This window comes from Levilactobacillus hammesii DSM 16381 (assembly GCF_001434395.1).
GTDB classification, from domain to species: Bacteria; Bacillota; Bacilli; order Lactobacillales; family Lactobacillaceae; genus Levilactobacillus; species Levilactobacillus hammesii.
The window spans coordinates 91438-108344 of sequence record NZ_AZFS01000006.1 but is presented as its reverse complement, the minus strand read 5'-3'; the positions used below and the strand labels follow the sequence as shown (position 1 = coordinate 108344).

The following is a 16907-nucleotide window of genomic DNA, read 5'->3' as shown; positions in this document are numbered from 1 at the left end:
GCTAGTTTAATTAAATTAAGTCGTTTCCCCTGGGGTCTCATTCGCCACGGCCTTAAGCGCCAGCTGGCGAATCTGATCCACCAATTGCTCATGGTCGGTCGCCATATCTGCGAGCAGGTTATCGGCCACCTCTTGTCGTAATTTCACAATATCTGGATAAATGCGTTCGCCCCGCTTGGTCAGTGAGAGTTCGTAAACTCGCCGATCCGACTTGGATTGACGCTTACGCACATACCCCAGATTGACCAACTGATTGACGGCCCGCGTCACATTACTTGGATTCAGATAGGTCAGGCTAATCAGCTTATCCTGCGTGAGGCGGGGATGCTCATGTAACCGCAAGATGTAGTAGTACATACTGGCATTTAACCGGTATGGCTGCAACCGCCGATCCAGCGCAATCCGGGTATAACGATTGGCAATCGAGAGCCATTTAACAATGTCTGAATCATTTCCCGTAGTGGCCATGCGCCGCCTTCCTCTCCTGAAACTACGTGCGCAAGCATATTCTATTTCTTGTGAAATGTCAAGCGAGTCATTGGGCCTGCTTGGCACGGAAATTATGATGCAAACTCGGCCACACCACCCGATCGGCTAATCCAATCAGGGTCCCGTTAAAGAGCAAAGTGAATAACGTCCCCCAATTGACTGCATAGAGTTGGTGCGTATTCAGCCAGCAGACCAGAATGATCACCACCGGCGGCGTAAACGTCAGGAGCTGTGCGACCACCACGTTATCGTGACAGTACATGAACCGCAGAATATTGGTGGTATCGTCATTAGGATGCATGACCAGATTGGCCCGCTGATACATGGAAATTGCGGCACAAAAGATCGTGATGCCCACGATGGCGAGTAATAACCGCACTCCCGCCGACAAACGCATGATGCCCATCCGAGTAAAGGTATTTGAAAAAACATCCACAAAGTAACTAAAGAACAAGACAAAACCGACTTCTCCCAGCAAACGGGGCAAGTCCCAGTGCCTTAACAAGAGCTGATTAACCAAAGCCGCTAGACAACTGACCACGAAGATTGCCAGTCCCACACTAACCCCCAGCCAGTGACTGAGATTCACTTCCGACGCCGTCCAGGGACTGGTCCCCATGTTGGAAGCCACCGAGAGACCATTTCCAAAGGCGTTGATCACCAACCCGAGGAAGAGCGCTAGCCAACGCTGTGTCATTGTATTTTTAATCGTCAATCGCCTCCGGTTGCACCGCGAAGTTGTGCTTGAGTCCCGGCCAAATGAACCGGTCCGTCAGATTGATAATATTCCCCGTAAAGATCAGGGCAAACAATGTCCCCAGATTGATCGCAAACAGTTGCTGGGTCACCAGCCAGCTCACGACAATAATGGTGACCGGCGGAATAAAGTTCAGCAGTTGGGCATGCAAAACGTTCCCATGGCAATACATAAACCGGAGAATATTCGTGGTGTCATCGTTAGGATGCATCACCAGGTTGGCTCGCTGATACAGCGAAATAGCGATGCAGAAGATGGTCACACCAGCAATCGCCAGCACGCCACGCGTGAAGACCGACAGCCGCAAGATCCCCATTTGGTAGAACATGTGCGTAAAGAAGTTCACGAAAAAGCTGACAAAAAACATGAAGCCAATCTCACCGAAGAAGCGCCGGGGTTCCCACCGCCGCAAAAGAAATTGGTTGGCCACTGCCGCTAAACAACTCACGACAAAGACCGGCCATCCAATATCCAGCTTAAGCCACTCACTCAAGTTCACTTCCGAAGCCATCCACGGACTAGCCCCCATGTTTGCCGCCACGGTCAGACCACTTCCAAAGGCATTAATCACCAATCCGAGGATCAACGCGATCCACCGTTCTTTCAACGTATTCTTAATAACTGCCATCTCCCCGACCCAAATCTCGCGTCGTTTACCGAGGACTAACACTACTTTCCCCGGCCAACGCCATATAGAGTCTACGATACTCCGATTCTCACAAAATGTAAGCGGCTACTTTCATTTAATTCCCATCAGACCTCAAAAAAGCGCCGTGACCGCTCACCCTCTCGGTGACTCGTCACGACGCCATTATTCGTTAAATTTAGTAGGCCAGGGAATTGATGTTCACTCGCTTGGTCTTGCTGGAGGCCCAGAATGGCACCTTCACCACGCCGACAATTTTATCTTTGTCGACAAAGCCCCAGTAACGACTGTCATTGGAGACACTCCGGTGGTCCCCCAATACGAAGTACTTCCCCTTAGGGACGACCGTGGCAATCTTACCGTTCTTGCCGCCTTGCCAATCGTTTTGCCGTTGAAGACCGGCTAACGTCCAGTTTCCAGTCCCTGAGGTCTGTTCACTCTGGCTAATGAAGCTTTGGTTGATCCGCTTGTTATTCACATAGATATAGCCGTTTTTGCTCTTCACCGTATCCCCGGGCAACCCAATAACCCGCTTCACGTAGTTGGTATTCGGCTTGGCCGCTGGGTCTTCACCATGTGCGTCAAACACAATGACACTGAGGTGCTTAACCTTCGACATCTTCCAGGCAAAAACCTTTTCATTATTATTCAGGTTTGGCTCCATAGACGGCCCATCCACCCGCACACGGGTAAAGACGAACTGTTTGAGGGCTAAAGCAATTGCCAGTCCAATGATGACCGGCACAATCCAACTCAAAACTTCCTTTAGTTTCTTCATGATGGCACTCCTTATTTTCGGGAATCACTAATTATGTTATTATCATACACCACCCGCCGCGCTTCGCACATTTATTTTGGCTGGTAGTATCGTTTTTAATCATAACATTTACGTTCCCACTGTCCCGTGCTTTACACAAACTTTACGTGTTTGAGATAAAACTGAAAGATTCGGGTCACGCTAGGACTTGCAAAATCACTGGTTTCCAGCAATAATGGAGCAATACGCTTTTACCTTACATAATGACCTGGGCCGCCATTCTGCAGTAGAGTGGCGGCCCAGCGCCGTCTTCACTGGTTATTGCGAAATTTATAAACTAGCTGAAAGGGCTGACTACTTTTGAATCCTACTCTTACACGACGCCGGCAAATCTGGCTGACTCTCTTACTGGGAACCGTCAGTGCCACCGGCCCCTTGGCCATTGACCTCTATCTGCCAGCCTTGCCGCAAATGCGCACTCAGTTTGCCACGAGTGCCTCGCTGATGCAACTGAGCATTACCGCCTGTTTGATCGGGCTAGCACTGGGCCAACTGATTGCGGGACCGCTATCCGATCAATATGGCCGCCGCAAGCCCTTGATTGTGGGCTTTATCATCTTCGGACTGGTCTCACTCGCGATGGCCTTTATTCATTCAATCACTTTATTAATCATCCTTCGCTTCATTCAGGGCCTGGCGGGAGCGACCGGTCAGGTGATGGCCCGTGCCGTCGCGCGTGACCTCTTCTCCGGGAAGAAGTTAACCCGCTTCTACGCGTTGCTCAACACCGTCAACGGGGTCTTTCCGATCATCGCGCCCATCATTGGGGGCTTCATGATCCACTACGTTGACTGGGAAGCTATCTTCATCCTCCTGGCCGCGATTGGCCTGGTCATTGCACTGGCCGTTGCGTTGGGCCTGCCCGAATCCTTACCCGTTGCAGAACGGCAAACAGGGGGCTTTCACAGCTCGTTGGGCGCTATGGGCCGCTTGGTCGTTCAACCCGCTTTCTGGCCTTTAATTCTGGCCACTGGGCTGGTCTACGGCGGCCTATTCAGCTACATTTCCGCCTCGACCTTCGTGTTTCAAACGGGCTTTGGTATGGCACCCCAAACGTTCAGCCTACTCTACGCCTTCAACGGCCTGGGAATCGTGGTCGGGAGTAACTTACCGGGACAATTATCACGGCGCTACTCCAACCGGCAACAGGTCACGAGCTTATTGGCAATTGCGGCGGGTGTGAGTCTGGTGTTGATGGCCAGCCTCCTGTTTCCCGCCAACGTGTGGGTCGTGAGTGGTCTGGTGCTGATGATGGTCATCCTGATTGGTGCTTTGTTAACCCTCACGGTGACAATTATCATGGACCAAGCCACCAAGAATGCCGGCGGGGCCTCTGCCGTGATTGGTCTGGCGCAAAACGCCTGTGGCGGCCTGGCATCACCATTGGTCGGTTTGACCGGACAGTCTTACGCCGCCATGGCCGTCATGCTCTTCGTCTGCAATGCTGGGGCGTTGGGATTAGTTCGGTATCAAGGTAAACAGAAAACCGCTAAGTCTTAAGATATGGGCGTTTGGGAGAAATCCTGAACGCCTTTTTTGAGGCCTTCCGTCGACCCCCACGGACACAATATGTCCAAATCAGTCAAAATAATGCTATACTGACCGCAAAAGTGATTATTTGAGCAATTAATCATTAATCCGGAAGGTGGTTTATATGACTTGGAAGATTGGTTTAATGGCTTTGGGCATGACGCTAGGGCTGAGTCCCCTGTTTGGGCTCAACAATCAGCCGTCATCACCGACTTTACAGACACCGGTCGTGGCGTTAGCGGATACGACCGCTAACGAATCTTACTCTGGCGTTATTGGATCTGGCGATACGACGGTCCCCTGGACGCTACAGAATGGTACCTTAACGCTTAAGGGGGGCACGATACCGCCATTTTCTGGACCGATTTTCCAGATAGGCAATGGCCAACTCCTAACCGCGCTACAAAAGGGCAACACGGATAATTTAACCATGGCCGATTTTGCCAATAAGGTATCCACTATCGACTTCGCTGGTAAGGTCGTTGCCAACGCCAATTCAACCTCTTTGTTTGCACGGTTTTCAAATGTGACGAGCTACCGCCATCTAGAAAATCTCGACCTCTCTCTCGTAACCAATATGTCGGGAATCTTTTCCTCTAACACTTCGTTACGGACATTCACTGCCCCAACATTCGCGGATGATCATCCCCATACGCTGGCAAATATGTTTGGCGCTGATACCGCATTGACCTATCTAGATCTTTCCAATTTGGATTCTCAACACGTCACGGATGTCAGTGGCCTAGCAGGCAGTTGTACTAGCTTACAAGTACTCAATCTTGCTAACTTTTCGGCTCCGCTACGAAACGATCCCACAAAATACACAGACTTGGTCACCGCTAGCCGTTCTTTAGCTGACATTACCGTCAATGACAATGTCGTTCTTTCTGGCTTAAATCTCACTCTGACAACTGCATCACTGCAAGATATCGATGGTCAAGCTTGGCAGGAAGTTGGTCCCGGAAAAGTGACGCTGCTTAATCAGACACCCAACGCCGACTTCACCGATACTAAGGCAAACTATTCTAACTACGATCCACAGGGTGACACGATCACAGGCTACTCCCAATTATTTGCCATGTACAATGGCCACGATGACGTGGTTACCGGCAATCGGCACTACGTTTTGAAGCCTGTGGATTCCGGTACGGCACGGTTCACCACGCCAGATCCTACACCTAGCGTCCCCAGCATCCCAACGGTCAAGCCCGATACTGCTCAGTTTGACCCATTCACCGTCATGGCAACCCAAAAGATCGGCCTCTACAGCGGTAAAAACTTCTCGACTGCCAATCGCCTCGCCTGGTTCGCCAAGAAGCCCCAGATGAAGCAACCGACCTTTACCGTCATCGGCACGGATACGTCCACGGCCGGTCACGCGCGTTACCACGTCCGGGACACCAACCCGGCCTCGTCAACTGACGGCCAAACCGGTTATATCACGGCCAATGCCGCCTATGTCACCCACACCTACTATCAAAGTGCGCCCCCAGTCGTGACCGTCATTAATCCCGGCGGCGTCAAGGGGTACGGGACTGCCGCACTGACGCAACCGCAGACAGCCTACAGACAGGGCGCTCAGTTAACGGTGAGAAAGGTGGTTACCCACAATCAAACGACCCGTTTTCTCCTCAACAACGGTCATTACGTTTCTGCCAATAAACACTTCGTCACGCTTGGCAAGCAGCGGGTCCCCGCGAAGGTTCGCGCCAAGACTGCCGTTAACCGTTACGACACCGTCAATCTGAGTCAGAAGAATCATCACTATGCCCGCCAGAGCCATCATGTCTTCAAGGTTCTGGGCTGGGACTACTCGTACGGCACGACTACCACCCTTTCCGGAACCCTTCGTTACCGGGTAGCCGGGGGATACATCACCGCCAACCATCAGCTTGTTCAGGAACAACCTTAAATCAATCGTCAAAAAAACGCGCCTCACCAGCCCTGGTAAGACGCGTTTTTTATTTACCGTGTCCCCACTGATTGAGTTGGGTCACGACGTTCTTTAAAATTTTAATACCCAATTGATAGTCCGGCTCCGAGCCTAACATCCGAAAGGCCAGGGTCCACGCATCGTGATAAGCGCTGACCGTCAACTGAAAGTTCGGCATGGTGCGATAGGTCCCCGCGAAGTAAATCTGGGTAACGGGGATATTGCCAAAATTCAGTCGTGTCTGATCCACGTGACCGAAATTAGCAAAGGAGACCGTCGCCGACTCGTGGTGTTTGCCCGCCAATCGCCGCACCAATTCCGGTGGCAGCGCCCGACTCATGCGATTGATTTCCACCAAAGGCGCCAGGTAGGCAAGGCTTTCGTGTAACTGCGTGAGGGTGGCCTGCGTACGGGCAGCCACCTCCTGCAGGGTGTCCCCTTCATGCACGGTGATGGCCACCGGCATCTGACTGGTCAGGTTCGCAACCTGAACCACGTTGGTCGCCGCCACCGGCCCGTGCAAACGCAGATCCACCTGATAGGGAATCACGAGCTGCCGTTCACCGGTCAAGGAGAAGAGGGCCAAGGCGTAAGCTGACAAGAGAACGGCATTCATGGTCACCCCCTGCTGCCGCGCCAATCGACGTAACTGCTGACTTTCAACTCGTGGAATCAAGGCCTCGCCCTTGTGATGGTGAACGTTGCCTGCCAACTGTGGAAAGCCCTCTGCCGCTGGCGCATCACTGCTCTGCGGGATCGGTCGATGCGGATGCCGGAGAAAGTTCATAATCCGGCGTACACTGCGCTCATTGACAAAGTCCGTGAGGTCCTGACCATCATAGGCCGCCGCCAACAGGTACAGATAGTGTTTGAACCCCTCACCGTCAGTCAACAGGCGACTCATGATCAAACGAAGCTGGTCGTAATCCGCATAGTGAATGACCTGGATCTTCAGCTGTGGTCCCTGTAAAACATCTAATTGACCGCGTCCGGGGTCGTGACTGGCATCGTACTCTTCAATCACCTGTTGAAGCCGCGCGGGCTGTTCCTCAAACCGATTACGTCGCAAATTATAGCGACTCAAGACTTGGGGAACCACCGTTTGCGTCGTTTTTACAGCCGTTAGCAACCGCGCCACATCCACGGGATGCATGAGGCTCAGCGTGCATTCCAGTAATGGATACGTCTGCGCCAAGTCTAAGGTTGGAATCAGGTCCAACGGTTCGCCACGATAATTCACACGATCACCCCTTCTGCTTAATTTAGGTTCAGTATAGCAAAGCCGCCCCAATAACCTCTACGAATCCATCAAGATATAGCGAAAAGTTAATAATCCTGTAACCTCGTGGGGAGTCCTGTTAGAATGAGGGTAACTGTTAACGAATGGAGTGACTGCTTGTGTCAGCACCATCTACCCCCGTATCCTGCAACGCCACGCTCATCGTGACCACCCACCGGGTCTTTCAGCCCGATTTAAATGAACATCAAACCGTCTTCGGCGGCAAGATCCTATCACTCGTCGACGACAGTGCCTCCGTGGCTGCCGTTCGGCTCACCCATAAGACGGTCGTTACCGCCTCATTCGACCACGTGAGCTTTCTACGGCCCTTTCACCTCGATGATTCCATGATTCTGGAAGCCTATGTCAGTGGAACGGGGACCCGTTCGCTGGAGGTCTTCGTCAAAATCATCGGTGAAAATCTCACCACTGGCGAGCGTTTCGTTGGGTTCACCTGTTTTATCACCTACGTCATTGACGACAAGTCCGTCACGGCACCGTTGCCAAGCGTCACCCCACTGACTGACGAGCAACGTTACCTCTGTGCCGGCTATGCCCAACGAACGGCACAACGCAAGGAACGGCGACAGGAACAACGGGGACTGAATGCCCACGTCACCACCAATTCACCGTGGCCCGCCGAGTAAATGTTTCATGTGAAACACCACTGTCGACCTAATGGTCTGCGGTGGTGTTTTCATCTGGAATTGTTCCACGTGAAACAGCCCACCATTCCTTAGCCAGAATGCCGAATTGGTAGAGATCGAGCCACTCACCATCTTGGTAGACGGCCTCCCGGTTGATACCCTCGCGCACAAATCCCACCGCCGCGTAAGCGCGTAAAGCCGCCTGATTGTTGGCATTGACGTCCAAGGTTACCTTGTGAAGCCCCAACTCGTTGAAGGCGAACGACAGGACCGTGTTGAGCGCATCGACGCCAAATCCCTGACCCCGATCACTCACAACGGGGAGGGCAATTCCCAGCTCCGCCCGCCGATTCTTCAGCTGAATCTCGTCTAAAATCACCCAGCCCAACAGGCCATCGTCAGCGTTTGCCCGCACCATAAAGAAAAAATGATCATCGCTATCGGGATTGGCCGCCAGTTCGGCGTACTCGGCCGCCGTCCATGGATGCAAGGCATCGGCTGAAAGGTTGCGTAATAGTCCCGGCTCCCACTGCGTATCTTGAAGCCACTCAGCATCCCCGTCACGCATTTCCGTCAGGTGAATCAATTGTCCCTGAACCACACTTTTCATGTTGTTGCCTCCTCGGCTTTTTCTCTAACTCTACCATACCTTTAACCGCGTTGAGCCATAATTGTTGGCGCCTCCCCTAAAAACCGGTATACTGATCGCAGTCAAAAATGGGAGGTTCCTTTATGAAGATTACAATTATTGGCGCAACGGGGATGGCTGGTTCAGCACTCGTTGCGGAAGCTTTACGACGCTGTCACACGGTCACAGCCCTGGCCCGTTCCGCAGAAAAATTGGCGCAGTTACCCGCTAACCCACAACTCACGACCAAGGTCCAAGACGCCTTTGCCCTGACACCCGAAGAACTGGGAACGGCTGATGTCGTCATCGATGCCTTCGCAACGGCGCCTAGCCTGGCCTTTCAGCACGTGGACCTGGCGACCAACCTGGTAGCTAAGCTGCGCACTACTACGACGCCGCGGCTGGTCTTTATTTTGGGAGCTGGAAGTCTCCGTACCGGCGATGATCACCACCTGTTTGTCACTGACATTGCCAAGGACCCCAACGCAGCTAGTTTTTTGAGCATTCCGCAAAATCAGCTAAAGGAGCTTAACTTCCTGCGTGACGTCGACAATGTCAACTGGGTCGGCGTGTCACCGGCCGCCGATTTCCATCCCGGGGAAGCAACGCCCTTCCTATTGGGGAACAACGAGCTGCTCTTTAACGCCGACCACCAGTCGGAAACCTCTGCTGGTACAATGGCCGTGGCGATCCTGGACGAAATCGAGCAACCACAACATCAGCAAACGCGATTCACCGTTGCTAATAAATAAATTTGTAAGGGGTGCCCGTTTCCTTGGGCGCCTTTTTTTGCTATGCTTACCTATGGTCTGCACGACCGTACTCAAGCTATAGAAAGTTGCGATTATTTTGAAAACTCGATTATCTTGGCGGGAGCTTCTCTTTATCGGTATGATGCTTTTTGGTCTCTTCTTTGGTGCCGGTAACCTGATCTTCCCCGTCTTTCTGGGCCAACAAGCGGGGCACCATGTCGGCCTCGCCGTCGTTGGCCTGTTGATCACGGGAATTGGGTTACCCCTCCTAGGGGTAACCGGGATCGGCTTGACGCGAAGCGAAGGCGTTTTTGACCTCGCTACAACCGTTAACCGGCCCTTCGCCTACGTCTTCACCATTCTTCTCTACCTGACCGTGGGCCCGTTCTTCGCGCTCCCACGGCTAGCCACGACCTCGTTTCAGATCGGTCTTGCCCCCTTCGTTAGCCCCGCACATCAGGGGATCGTCCTGGCTAGCTTCTCCGTACTGTTCTTCGTGATTGCATGGTTACTCGCGCGTAATCCGGGAAAGTTGATGACCTACATTGGCAAATGGCTCACACCCACTTTTCTGATTCTCCTGGGGTTGTTGATCCTGGCAACGTTTCTTAAACCCATGGGAGGCTTTAACTTCCCTGCCCGCGGTGCTTATGCGGTCACGCCTTTGGCAACCGGGTTTACGGAGGGATACAACACCTTGGATGCCTTGGCGTCACTCGCGTTTGGAATTGTCGTCATCGACAGCATTCGTGCGCTGGGAGTCACCGAACCGGGTCAGATCGCTAAGGACGTGATCAAAGCCGGCACTATCAGCGTCGTTCTCATGGGCCTGATCTACACATTACTAGCTCTGATGGGCACCATGAGCCTAGGCAAGTTTGCTGCCGCCGCTAACGGTGGGATCACGCTCGCCCAAATTGCCAACCAATACTTTGGGGTCTTTGGCAATCTTCTGCTGGCCCTAATCGTGATCATCGCCTGCTTGAAGACCGCCATTGGGTTGATTTCGGCCTTTGGCGACACCTTTCACGAGATGTTTCCGCGACTGTCTTATACCTGGCTGATTGTCTTCGCCAGCATCCTCCCCTGTTTGTTTGCCAACGTGGGCCTAACCAAGTTAATTAGCTACTCGACGCCCGTTCTCATGTTCCTGTATCCGCTGGCCATAGTTCTCATCGTCTTGGCGGTGCTCTCACCCTTACTCGGAACCAGTCGTTGGCTCTTTGGCCTGACCATGCTGTTCACACTGATTCCAGCCATCTTCTCGGGTGTCGCCGCCCTACCTAGCCACCTGCAACAGGCCGGCTGGAGCCGCGCGATTCTAACGCTCAACAACCATCTGCCGTTAGCCGCACAAGGTTTCAGCTGGGTCGTTCCGGCCTTAGTCGGTGTCGTCATTGGTTGGGTGCTGGGTCAAGTGTTCCGGTCCAAAAACGTTTAAACGGCTAAGCCGGTATCACTCATCCTGGGTGTGCCGGCTTTTTTAGCCGCTCTAACCGCGATTGGCAAGTCGGCATTGGCCCCCACGAGACGTTCGGATTGGAACTTTTGCCCATAATTTGCTAAACTCAGGAAAACTTATTCGAAAGGTGCGCTCCCATGAAAAAATATGCCATCATTGACTTAGACGATACTCTCCTGGACTTTACCCGCGGTGAAAACGAGGGTGTGACGCAATTGTTGAAAAAATACGGGGTAACCGACGTCCAACGGGGACTCGCCACCTACGTACAAATCAACCGAAATGTCTGGCACCAGATTGAGCTGGGAGCCGACCGGGGACCCCTACTGAATACGCGGTTTACCCAGGCCTTCGATGCCATGGGGATCGCCGTTGATGGCATCGCCCTGGAGAAACAATACAAGTCCATGTTGGATCACAACTACTACACGTTGCCCGGCGCAACGGCCCTGTTGACGGCACTGAACCACGCCGGCGTGACGGTCATTGCCGGCACAAATGGCACCAAATCCATTCAGCTCAATCGTCTGAGCGGCGCCCACCTGGCCGATTATTTTGACAGCATCTTCATCTCCGAGGATGTGGGCTATGACAAGCCTGACGCGCGCTTCTTTGCACCTATCTTCAAGCAATATCCCGCGATGTCAGCCGCCAATACGGTCATGGTTGGAGATAGCCTGCATTCCGATATTCTGGGTGCGACCAACGCTCATCTCGACAGTATCTGGTTCAACCCGCGCCACACTGCCGCATCAGCCACGTACCGGCCCACTCACGAGGTGGATTCCTTCACCGCCTTAAAACAACTGTTACTGGCTTAAAAATCGAAACCAATCGCCCGTTAGCGTGATGTCGCGCTGACGGGCGATTTTTGTACTGAGGTTAAGCAACTTTTCTTACCTTTTAGAGGTTAATTCACCCCTTTAACCAGAATATCTGGTATGATGGTAACAAGTTATAACCAAAATCTCATATTCTCATTTAAGCGAAACGAGGTGAAGAGCCATGACCGAAACACGTTTTCCAGCAACCCCCGCTAAAATCGGTGTAACGATTTTAACGCTGATTCTGTTCGTCGCCATGTTATCTTTTCAGACGCCCCAAATCGTTGCCTTTCTCTGCTTTAGTTCGTTAATTACGGCGATGCTGCACTTTAATGTCTTTGAGAGTACGACCGATAGCAACCCGTTAAACCGGATTGACTTGGCCATTCAAATTATCTTCTTAGTTTCTTCAATCGCCCGTGCCTTTATCCTTGGGAGCGGCAAATAATGAGGAGCCACGTTATCCCCACGGATACGCGGCTTTTTTATTAGCCCCATTCGATCTTGTCGAGATCTAAGTAGTCGGCGCGTTTTGCGGACTGGGTGGCTTCTAGTGCATCCTTTAAGAGCTCCCATTCATGCTTGGCTAGGATCACCACCGAATCGGCATCCCGACCATCCGTTGGCGTGACGACCACGGTCTCCTGCTGATGATTGATCTCATCTAAGATTTGGAACAAGGCCTGTTGCGCAGCAGCTGGTGAGTAACGTTTCATCGTTGTTTCCCCCTAATAAAAAATCCCGCTCGCGTTGATTTCCCAGCGTTAACGGGTTCTCCGAATGACCATCTTGTTGTTTTACGCTGGTAAACTCATCAGCGTCCCCAGTAAAACCGCGGCCAGTAGCAACTGGCTGCTCACTAAGTACCAGGCTTGTTGGTGCCACAGCGCTCGAGTTGCCGCCGGGTACGTGCGCTGTCGATGCTGATAATAGCTCATCCCCGTCGCCACCAAATCCACGACCAACAGTAACCCAATCACCCGGGCGTCCATCCACTCGGGCCGCCACAAGCCAACGGCAACGTACACTAAACCTAAGTCTAAAAAACCATGATAAACGGCGCGACTTCGTCTGTGACGGACCGTCGTTGTGTGTTCGAGTTGTCGCAAGGTGCGATGATGCAACCCGTGACTAACGATTACCAAGATAAGACCTAACCCCAACAGACTCATTTTCATACGTAAAAACTCCCTACTCGAGATTTGATTCCCCAGCATTCAATTTTACCGAAGTTTGTCCGTAATTCCTAGACAGCCGCCGCTGTTGGAAAGGCCCCGTGATGGGCGACGCTGTCTGGGCCTCTTACCAGTCTGCCGTGCACGCAACCTCGCAACGGGCGCGTATCCCCATACCCGACTCGCTACAACTCTCAGATTATCAAAACCACATATTGTTTCTGCAAAGAATGTGTAAAGATCATGTATGCCTTTTATTAATCATTTAATTATTAGTAATAATGTAATTAATAACAGAAAAAGAGACCTTCACCAATCCCTTGGTGAGGGCCTCTCCTGTTTACTTCACTTTGGCAATTTTACCCTGTTCGATGTACACGCTCAAAATTGCGATATCAGCTGGGTTAACCCCACTGATCCGACTGGCTTGTGCCAACGTTTCGGGTTGAATCTTCTTCAGCTTTTGATGGGCTTCCGTAGCCAGACCGTCAATGGCATCGTAATCGATGTTGGCGGGAATGGCTTTGGCTTCCATCCGCTTTAATTTCGCAACGTTATCCTCGGCCTTCTTGATGTAACCGGCATACTTCAGTGAAACCTCAATCTCTTCGACAATGTGCCGATCCAGGGGCTGTTCAGGCGCTGGAATAAATTCCAACAACGTTTGGTAGTCCACGTAAGGCCGACGCAGGAAGACGGCGGCTAACACGCCATCCTGTAACGGCTTGTCGCCATGACTTTCGATAAACCCGTTGATAGCAGCGTTAGGCTTGATCCGAATGCTGTTCAATCGGTCAATTTCGGCCTTCAGAGCGGCCTTCTTGGCTAGGAAATCGTTGTAACGGTCATCACTGATCAGTCCCAACTCGTGACCCTTAGCCGTCAAACGCAGATCGGCGTTATCGTGACGTAAGATCAAACGGTATTCGGCCCGACTCGTCAGCAAGCGGTAAGGCTCCTTGGTTCCCTTGGTAACCAAATCATCCACCATGACACCAATGTAGGCATCGGAACGCTTCAACGTAAAGCCTGGCTTACCTAATGCCCGTAAACCGGCGTTGATCCCGGCCAAGAGACCTTGACCAGCCGCTTCTTCATACCCAGACGTCCCGTTGGTTTGGCCCGCCGTAAACAGGTTCTTCAGGGGCTTGGTTTCCAAAGTAGGCCGTAATTGGTAAGGCGACACGACATCGTATTCGATGGCGTAGCCTGGCCGCATCATTTGGGCATCCTCTAATCCTTGAATGGAGTGCAAAATCTTCTGTTGCACTTCTTCAGGCATGGAAGTTGATAGCCCCTGAACGTACCATTCGTCGGTGTTCCGGCCTTCTGGTTCCAAGAAGAGTTGGTGCCGGGGCTTGTCTGCGAAACGCACAATCTTATCTTCAATGGATGGGCAATAACGTGGGCCAACCCCCTCGATAACCCCCGTAAACATTGGGGCCCGATCGAGATTTTCTCTAATAATTTCATGCGTCTTCTGGTTGGTATACGTCAGCCAGCAGGATAACTGGTTCTTCAGATCAAGGTAGGCACTGTCGGGCGTGGTAAAGCTAAAGTGGTTCGGCTCCTTGTCCCCAGGCTGCTCCTCGGTCTCATCGTAGTGGATCGTGTTCCCATCAACCCGTGGTGGCGTCCCGGTCTTGAAACGTTCCAGGTCAAAACCATACTTCGGCAGGTTCGCCGTCAGCTTGTTGGCGGGTTGGGAGTTATTGGGACCTGATGAATACATCAATTCTCCAATAATAATCTTCCCTCGCGCCGCAGTTCCGGCCGCAATCACGACCGCCTTAGCCCGATAACGCGCCCCGGTGTTGGTGATGACCCCCTTGCAGGCGCCGTCTTCCACGATCAGGTCGTCCACGATGCCTTGACGTAATGTCAGGTTGGGTTCGCGTTCGATGGTGTGCTTCATTTCGGCGTGGTAGGCGTGCTTATCTGCTTGCGCACGTAAGGCCCGGACGGCCGGACCCTTACCCGTGTTGAGCATCCGCATCTGGACGTAGGTCTTATCGATGTTACGGCCCATCTCGCCACCCAGCGCGTCGATCTCCCGGACAACGATCCCTTTGGCAGGCCCACCCACGGATGGGTTACATGGCATAAACGCCACCATATCCAGGTTAATCGTCATCAACAGGGTCTTGTTGCCCATCCGCGCAGCGGCCAATGCGGCTTCACTACCGGCATGACCGGCACCCACGACGATAACGTCGTAGTCCTGTCCCGGATATTCAATTACTTCAGTCATGGTTCTTTCCCTCCATGCCTGATCGTCGTCACGACGGCGGTCAAGCGGTCTCTTAGTGGTTTTAGTTTTGCGTTATTTCCCTAAACAGAATTGGCTAAACAACTGATCGAGCAGCTCGTCTTGGTAACTGTCCCCGGTAATTTCACCGAGTAGGTCCCAAGCGCGCGTCATATCGATCTGTACCAAATCAACGGGCATCCCCGCAGCGATGCCGTGCATCACGTCATCGAGGGCCGCACTAGCCTGATGTAACAGGCCAATGTGCCGCGCGTTGGTTACCATCACCGTGTTCTGACTGGACTCAATGCCCTCATCGAAGAACAGGTGCGCGATGGTCTCTTCCAGCTTATCCAGGCCCGCACTCTGCAGGATGGACGTTTCGATAATCGGACTGTCCCCAGCGGCCTGCTTTAAGGCCGTCAGATCCAGCTTCTGTGGCAAGTCGGTCTTGTTTAGAATCAAGATCCGTTGCGTGTCCGCCGTGGCCACCAGCAATTGCTGGTCTTCGGCGGTCAGGGGTTCACTGGCGTTCAGGACCAGCATCACCAAATCGGCGGTGTTGATGGCTTTGCGCGAGCGTTCAACCCCAATTTTTTCAACCTTATCCGTGGTGTCCCGAATACCGGCCGTATCAATCAACTTCAACGGTACACCCTTAACGTTGACGTACTCTTCAATCACGTCACGCGTGGTGCCGGCAACGTCGGTCACAATCGCCTTATCCTCGTGGAGCAGGTGATTTAACAGGCTACTCTTCCCCACGTTGGGACGACCCACGATGGCCGTGGCTAACCCTTCACGCAGCACTTTCCCCTGTTTAGCGGTCGCCAGTAAGGCCTGGATCTGCTTCTTGACCTCTTGGGCCTTTTCCAGCAGCATCTTGGTCGTCATGGTCTCCACGTCATCATACTCGGGATAGTCGATATTCACTTCTACCTGGGCCAACGCATCGAGGATGTCTTGGCGCAGATGCCGAATCAATTTCGACAGATCACCGTCCAATTGGTCCAGGGCTACCTTCATGGACTTGTCCGTTTTAGCCCGGATCAGATCCATGACGGATTCGGCCTGCGTGAGGTCGATTCGACCGTTGAGAAAGGCCCGCTTGGTGTACTCACCGGGTTCGGCTAGTCGGGCACCATAGCTCAGGCATAGCTGGAGAATCCGGTTCGTCGCGACGATCCCACCGTGACAGTTGATTTCGATAATGTCTTCCTTGGTGTAGGTCTTTGGTGCCCGCATCACGGTTACCATGACCTCGTCAACCTCTTCGCCATTCTCAGGGTCCAAGATGTGGCCGTAGTGGATCGTGTGACTTCCCACTTTTGTCAGGTTCGCGCCCTTAAAGAGCTTCCCCGCAACGGCAAAGACGTCTTCACCGCTGAGACGAATAATGGAAATTCCCCCTTCACCAGGTGGGGTTGAGATTGCTGCAATCGTATCAAATTCTGTTGTGGTGACTGCCATGAGCCATCCTCCTTTTATGCTTTGTCTGTCTGTTTTTCTTAAACAAGTTTCGGGTCATTGCGAGCGTTTCACCGGCCATGACCAGGCGCGTTTGGCCCACTCTCAGGCCGGGCGTATCATTTAACGCCATAAAAAAAAGCACCTACTCCACGCCACCTAACTGTGCGTGGATAAAGTACTTTCACTACTTTATCGTAAACTTGATAAGAATGATTGTCTTCACTATAAGGGGTAATCGGCCGTTTGTCAA

17 protein-coding genes are annotated in these 16907 nt (G+C 52.5%); 7 read left to right on the top strand and 10 right to left on the bottom strand.

Annotated elements, in window-relative coordinates:
* Positions 1 to 15: 15 nt before the first annotated feature.
* From FD28_RS00655 to lepB, 4 genes are all read right to left on the bottom strand, one after another.
* Complete coding sequence (locus tag FD28_RS00655; RefSeq protein WP_057731514.1) at positions 16 to 468, bottom strand: MarR family winged helix-turn-helix transcriptional regulator; 453 nt, start codon at positions 466 to 468, stop codon at positions 16 to 18.
* A gap of 67 nt (positions 469 to 535) precedes the next feature.
* Positions 536 to 1186 (bottom strand): YczE/YyaS/YitT family protein, encoded by a 651-nt coding sequence (locus FD28_RS00650; protein ID WP_057731511.1) that lies wholly within the window; start codon positions 1184 to 1186, stop codon positions 536 to 538.
* Between the two features lie 7 nt (positions 1187 to 1193).
* Positions 1194 to 1874 carry a DUF6198 family protein gene (locus FD28_RS00645; protein ID WP_083478075.1) on the bottom strand — a complete coding sequence of 227 codons (681 nt, stop codon included), beginning with the start codon at positions 1872 to 1874 and terminating at the stop codon, positions 1194 to 1196.
* Between the two features lie 196 nt (positions 1875 to 2070).
* Positions 2071 to 2670, bottom strand: a complete 600-nt coding sequence (lepB, locus tag FD28_RS00640) for a signal peptidase I (protein WP_057731509.1) — start codon at positions 2668 to 2670, stop codon at positions 2071 to 2073.
* A 339-nt stretch (positions 2671 to 3009) separates the two neighbouring features.
* Between lepB and FD28_RS00635 the strand changes: the two genes are divergently transcribed.
* On the top strand, positions 3010 to 4209 hold the full coding sequence (locus tag FD28_RS00635; protein ID WP_057731507.1) for a multidrug effflux MFS transporter: 1200 nt from the start codon (positions 3010 to 3012) through the stop codon (positions 4207 to 4209).
* Positions 4210 to 4363: 154 nt separating this feature from the next.
* Positions 4364 to 6151 (top strand): DUF5776 domain-containing protein, encoded by a 1788-nt coding sequence (locus tag FD28_RS00630; protein WP_057731505.1) that lies wholly within the window; start codon positions 4364 to 4366, stop codon positions 6149 to 6151.
* Between the two features lie 49 nt (positions 6152 to 6200).
* Here the strand turns inward: FD28_RS00630 and FD28_RS00625 are convergent, their stop codons facing one another.
* Positions 6201 to 7412 (bottom strand): condensation domain-containing protein, encoded by a 1212-nt coding sequence (locus FD28_RS00625; protein WP_057731501.1) that lies wholly within the window; start codon positions 7410 to 7412, stop codon positions 6201 to 6203.
* 158 nt (positions 7413 to 7570) lie between these two features.
* On the opposite strand from FD28_RS00625, the gene FD28_RS00620 reads away from it, so the two are divergent.
* Positions 7571 to 8098: an acyl-CoA thioesterase gene (locus FD28_RS00620; RefSeq protein WP_057731497.1), complete on the top strand. Its 528-nt coding sequence runs from the start codon at positions 7571 to 7573 to the stop codon at positions 8096 to 8098.
* Positions 8099 to 8126: 28 nt separating this feature from the next.
* On the opposite strand, the gene FD28_RS00615 is transcribed toward FD28_RS00620, so the two are convergent.
* Positions 8127 to 8708, bottom strand: a complete 582-nt coding sequence (locus FD28_RS00615) for a GNAT family N-acetyltransferase (RefSeq protein ID WP_057731495.1) — start codon at positions 8706 to 8708, stop codon at positions 8127 to 8129.
* A 122-nt stretch (positions 8709 to 8830) separates the two neighbouring features.
* Between FD28_RS00615 and FD28_RS00610 the strand changes: the two genes are divergently transcribed.
* From FD28_RS00610 to FD28_RS00595, 4 genes are all read left to right on the top strand, one after another.
* Complete coding sequence (locus tag FD28_RS00610) at positions 8831 to 9478, top strand: NAD(P)-dependent oxidoreductase (protein ID WP_057731494.1); 648 nt, start codon at positions 8831 to 8833, stop codon at positions 9476 to 9478.
* 97 nt (positions 9479 to 9575) lie between these two features.
* The gene (gene brnQ, locus FD28_RS00605; protein WP_191982149.1) at positions 9576 to 10919 is read left to right on the top strand and encodes a branched-chain amino acid transport system II carrier protein; all 1344 of its coding nucleotides are present in this window, start codon (positions 9576 to 9578) and stop codon (positions 10917 to 10919) included.
* A 158-nt stretch (positions 10920 to 11077) separates the two neighbouring features.
* Positions 11078 to 11761: a YjjG family noncanonical pyrimidine nucleotidase gene (locus tag FD28_RS00600; RefSeq protein WP_057731489.1), complete on the top strand. Its 684-nt coding sequence runs from the start codon at positions 11078 to 11080 to the stop codon at positions 11759 to 11761.
* 184 nt (positions 11762 to 11945) lie between these two features.
* The gene (locus FD28_RS00595) at positions 11946 to 12212 is read left to right on the top strand and encodes a hypothetical protein (RefSeq protein ID WP_057731486.1); all 267 of its coding nucleotides are present in this window, start codon (positions 11946 to 11948) and stop codon (positions 12210 to 12212) included.
* A 40-nt stretch (positions 12213 to 12252) separates the two neighbouring features.
* Here the strand turns inward: FD28_RS00595 and FD28_RS00590 are convergent, their stop codons facing one another.
* The 4 genes from FD28_RS00590 to mnmE form a co-directional block, all read right to left on the bottom strand.
* A complete protein-coding gene (locus FD28_RS00590; RefSeq protein ID WP_057731484.1) occupies positions 12253 to 12480 on the bottom strand; it encodes a type II toxin-antitoxin system Phd/YefM family antitoxin in 228 nt (75 codons plus the stop codon).
* An 81-nt stretch (positions 12481 to 12561) separates the two neighbouring features.
* Positions 12562 to 12942 (bottom strand): hypothetical protein, encoded by a 381-nt coding sequence (locus FD28_RS00585; RefSeq protein ID WP_057731481.1) that lies wholly within the window; start codon positions 12940 to 12942, stop codon positions 12562 to 12564.
* Positions 12943 to 13279: 337 nt separating this feature from the next.
* A complete protein-coding gene (mnmG, locus tag FD28_RS00580; RefSeq protein ID WP_057731478.1) occupies positions 13280 to 15190 on the bottom strand; it encodes a tRNA uridine-5-carboxymethylaminomethyl(34) synthesis enzyme MnmG in 1911 nt (636 codons plus the stop codon).
* 72 nt (positions 15191 to 15262) lie between these two features.
* A complete protein-coding gene (gene mnmE, locus FD28_RS00575; RefSeq protein ID WP_057731476.1) occupies positions 15263 to 16657 on the bottom strand; it encodes a tRNA uridine-5-carboxymethylaminomethyl(34) synthesis GTPase MnmE in 1395 nt (464 codons plus the stop codon).
* Between the last annotated feature and the right edge of the window lie 250 nt (positions 16658 to 16907).

Excerpts from the sequence above, each read along its gene's own strand:
- FD28_RS00655 (WP_057731514.1), bottom strand. The coding sequence starts at position 468 with ATGGCCACTACGGGAAATGATTCAGACATTGTTAAATGGCTCTCGATT.
- FD28_RS00650 (WP_057731511.1), bottom strand. The coding sequence starts at position 1,186 with ATGACACAGCGTTGGCTAGCGCTCTTCCTCGGGTTGGTGATCAACGCC.
- FD28_RS00645 (WP_083478075.1), bottom strand. The coding sequence starts at position 1,874 with ATGGCAGTTATTAAGAATACGTTGAAAGAACGGTGGATCGCGTTGATC.
- lepB (WP_057731509.1), bottom strand. The coding sequence starts at position 2,670 with ATGAAGAAACTAAAGGAAGTTTTGAGTTGGATTGTGCCGGTCATCATT.
- FD28_RS00630 (WP_057731505.1), top strand. The coding sequence starts at position 4,364 with ATGACTTGGAAGATTGGTTTAATGGCTTTGGGCATGACGCTAGGGCTG.
- FD28_RS00615 (WP_057731495.1), bottom strand. The coding sequence starts at position 8,708 with ATGAAAAGTGTGGTTCAGGGACAATTGATTCACCTGACGGAAATGCGT.
- FD28_RS00610 (WP_057731494.1), top strand. The coding sequence starts at position 8,831 with ATGAAGATTACAATTATTGGCGCAACGGGGATGGCTGGTTCAGCACTC.
- FD28_RS00600 (WP_057731489.1), top strand. The coding sequence starts at position 11,078 with ATGAAAAAATATGCCATCATTGACTTAGACGATACTCTCCTGGACTTT.
- FD28_RS00595 (WP_057731486.1), top strand. The coding sequence starts at position 11,946 with ATGACCGAAACACGTTTTCCAGCAACCCCCGCTAAAATCGGTGTAACG.
- FD28_RS00590 (WP_057731484.1), bottom strand. The coding sequence starts at position 12,480 with ATGAAACGTTACTCACCAGCTGCTGCGCAACAGGCCTTGTTCCAAATC.
- FD28_RS00585 (WP_057731481.1), bottom strand. The coding sequence starts at position 12,942 with ATGAAAATGAGTCTGTTGGGGTTAGGTCTTATCTTGGTAATCGTTAGT.
- mnmG (WP_057731478.1), bottom strand. The coding sequence starts at position 15,190 with ATGACTGAAGTAATTGAATATCCGGGACAGGACTACGACGTTATCGTC.
- mnmE (WP_057731476.1), bottom strand. The coding sequence starts at position 16,657 with ATGGCAGTCACCACAACAGAATTTGATACGATTGCAGCAATCTCAACC.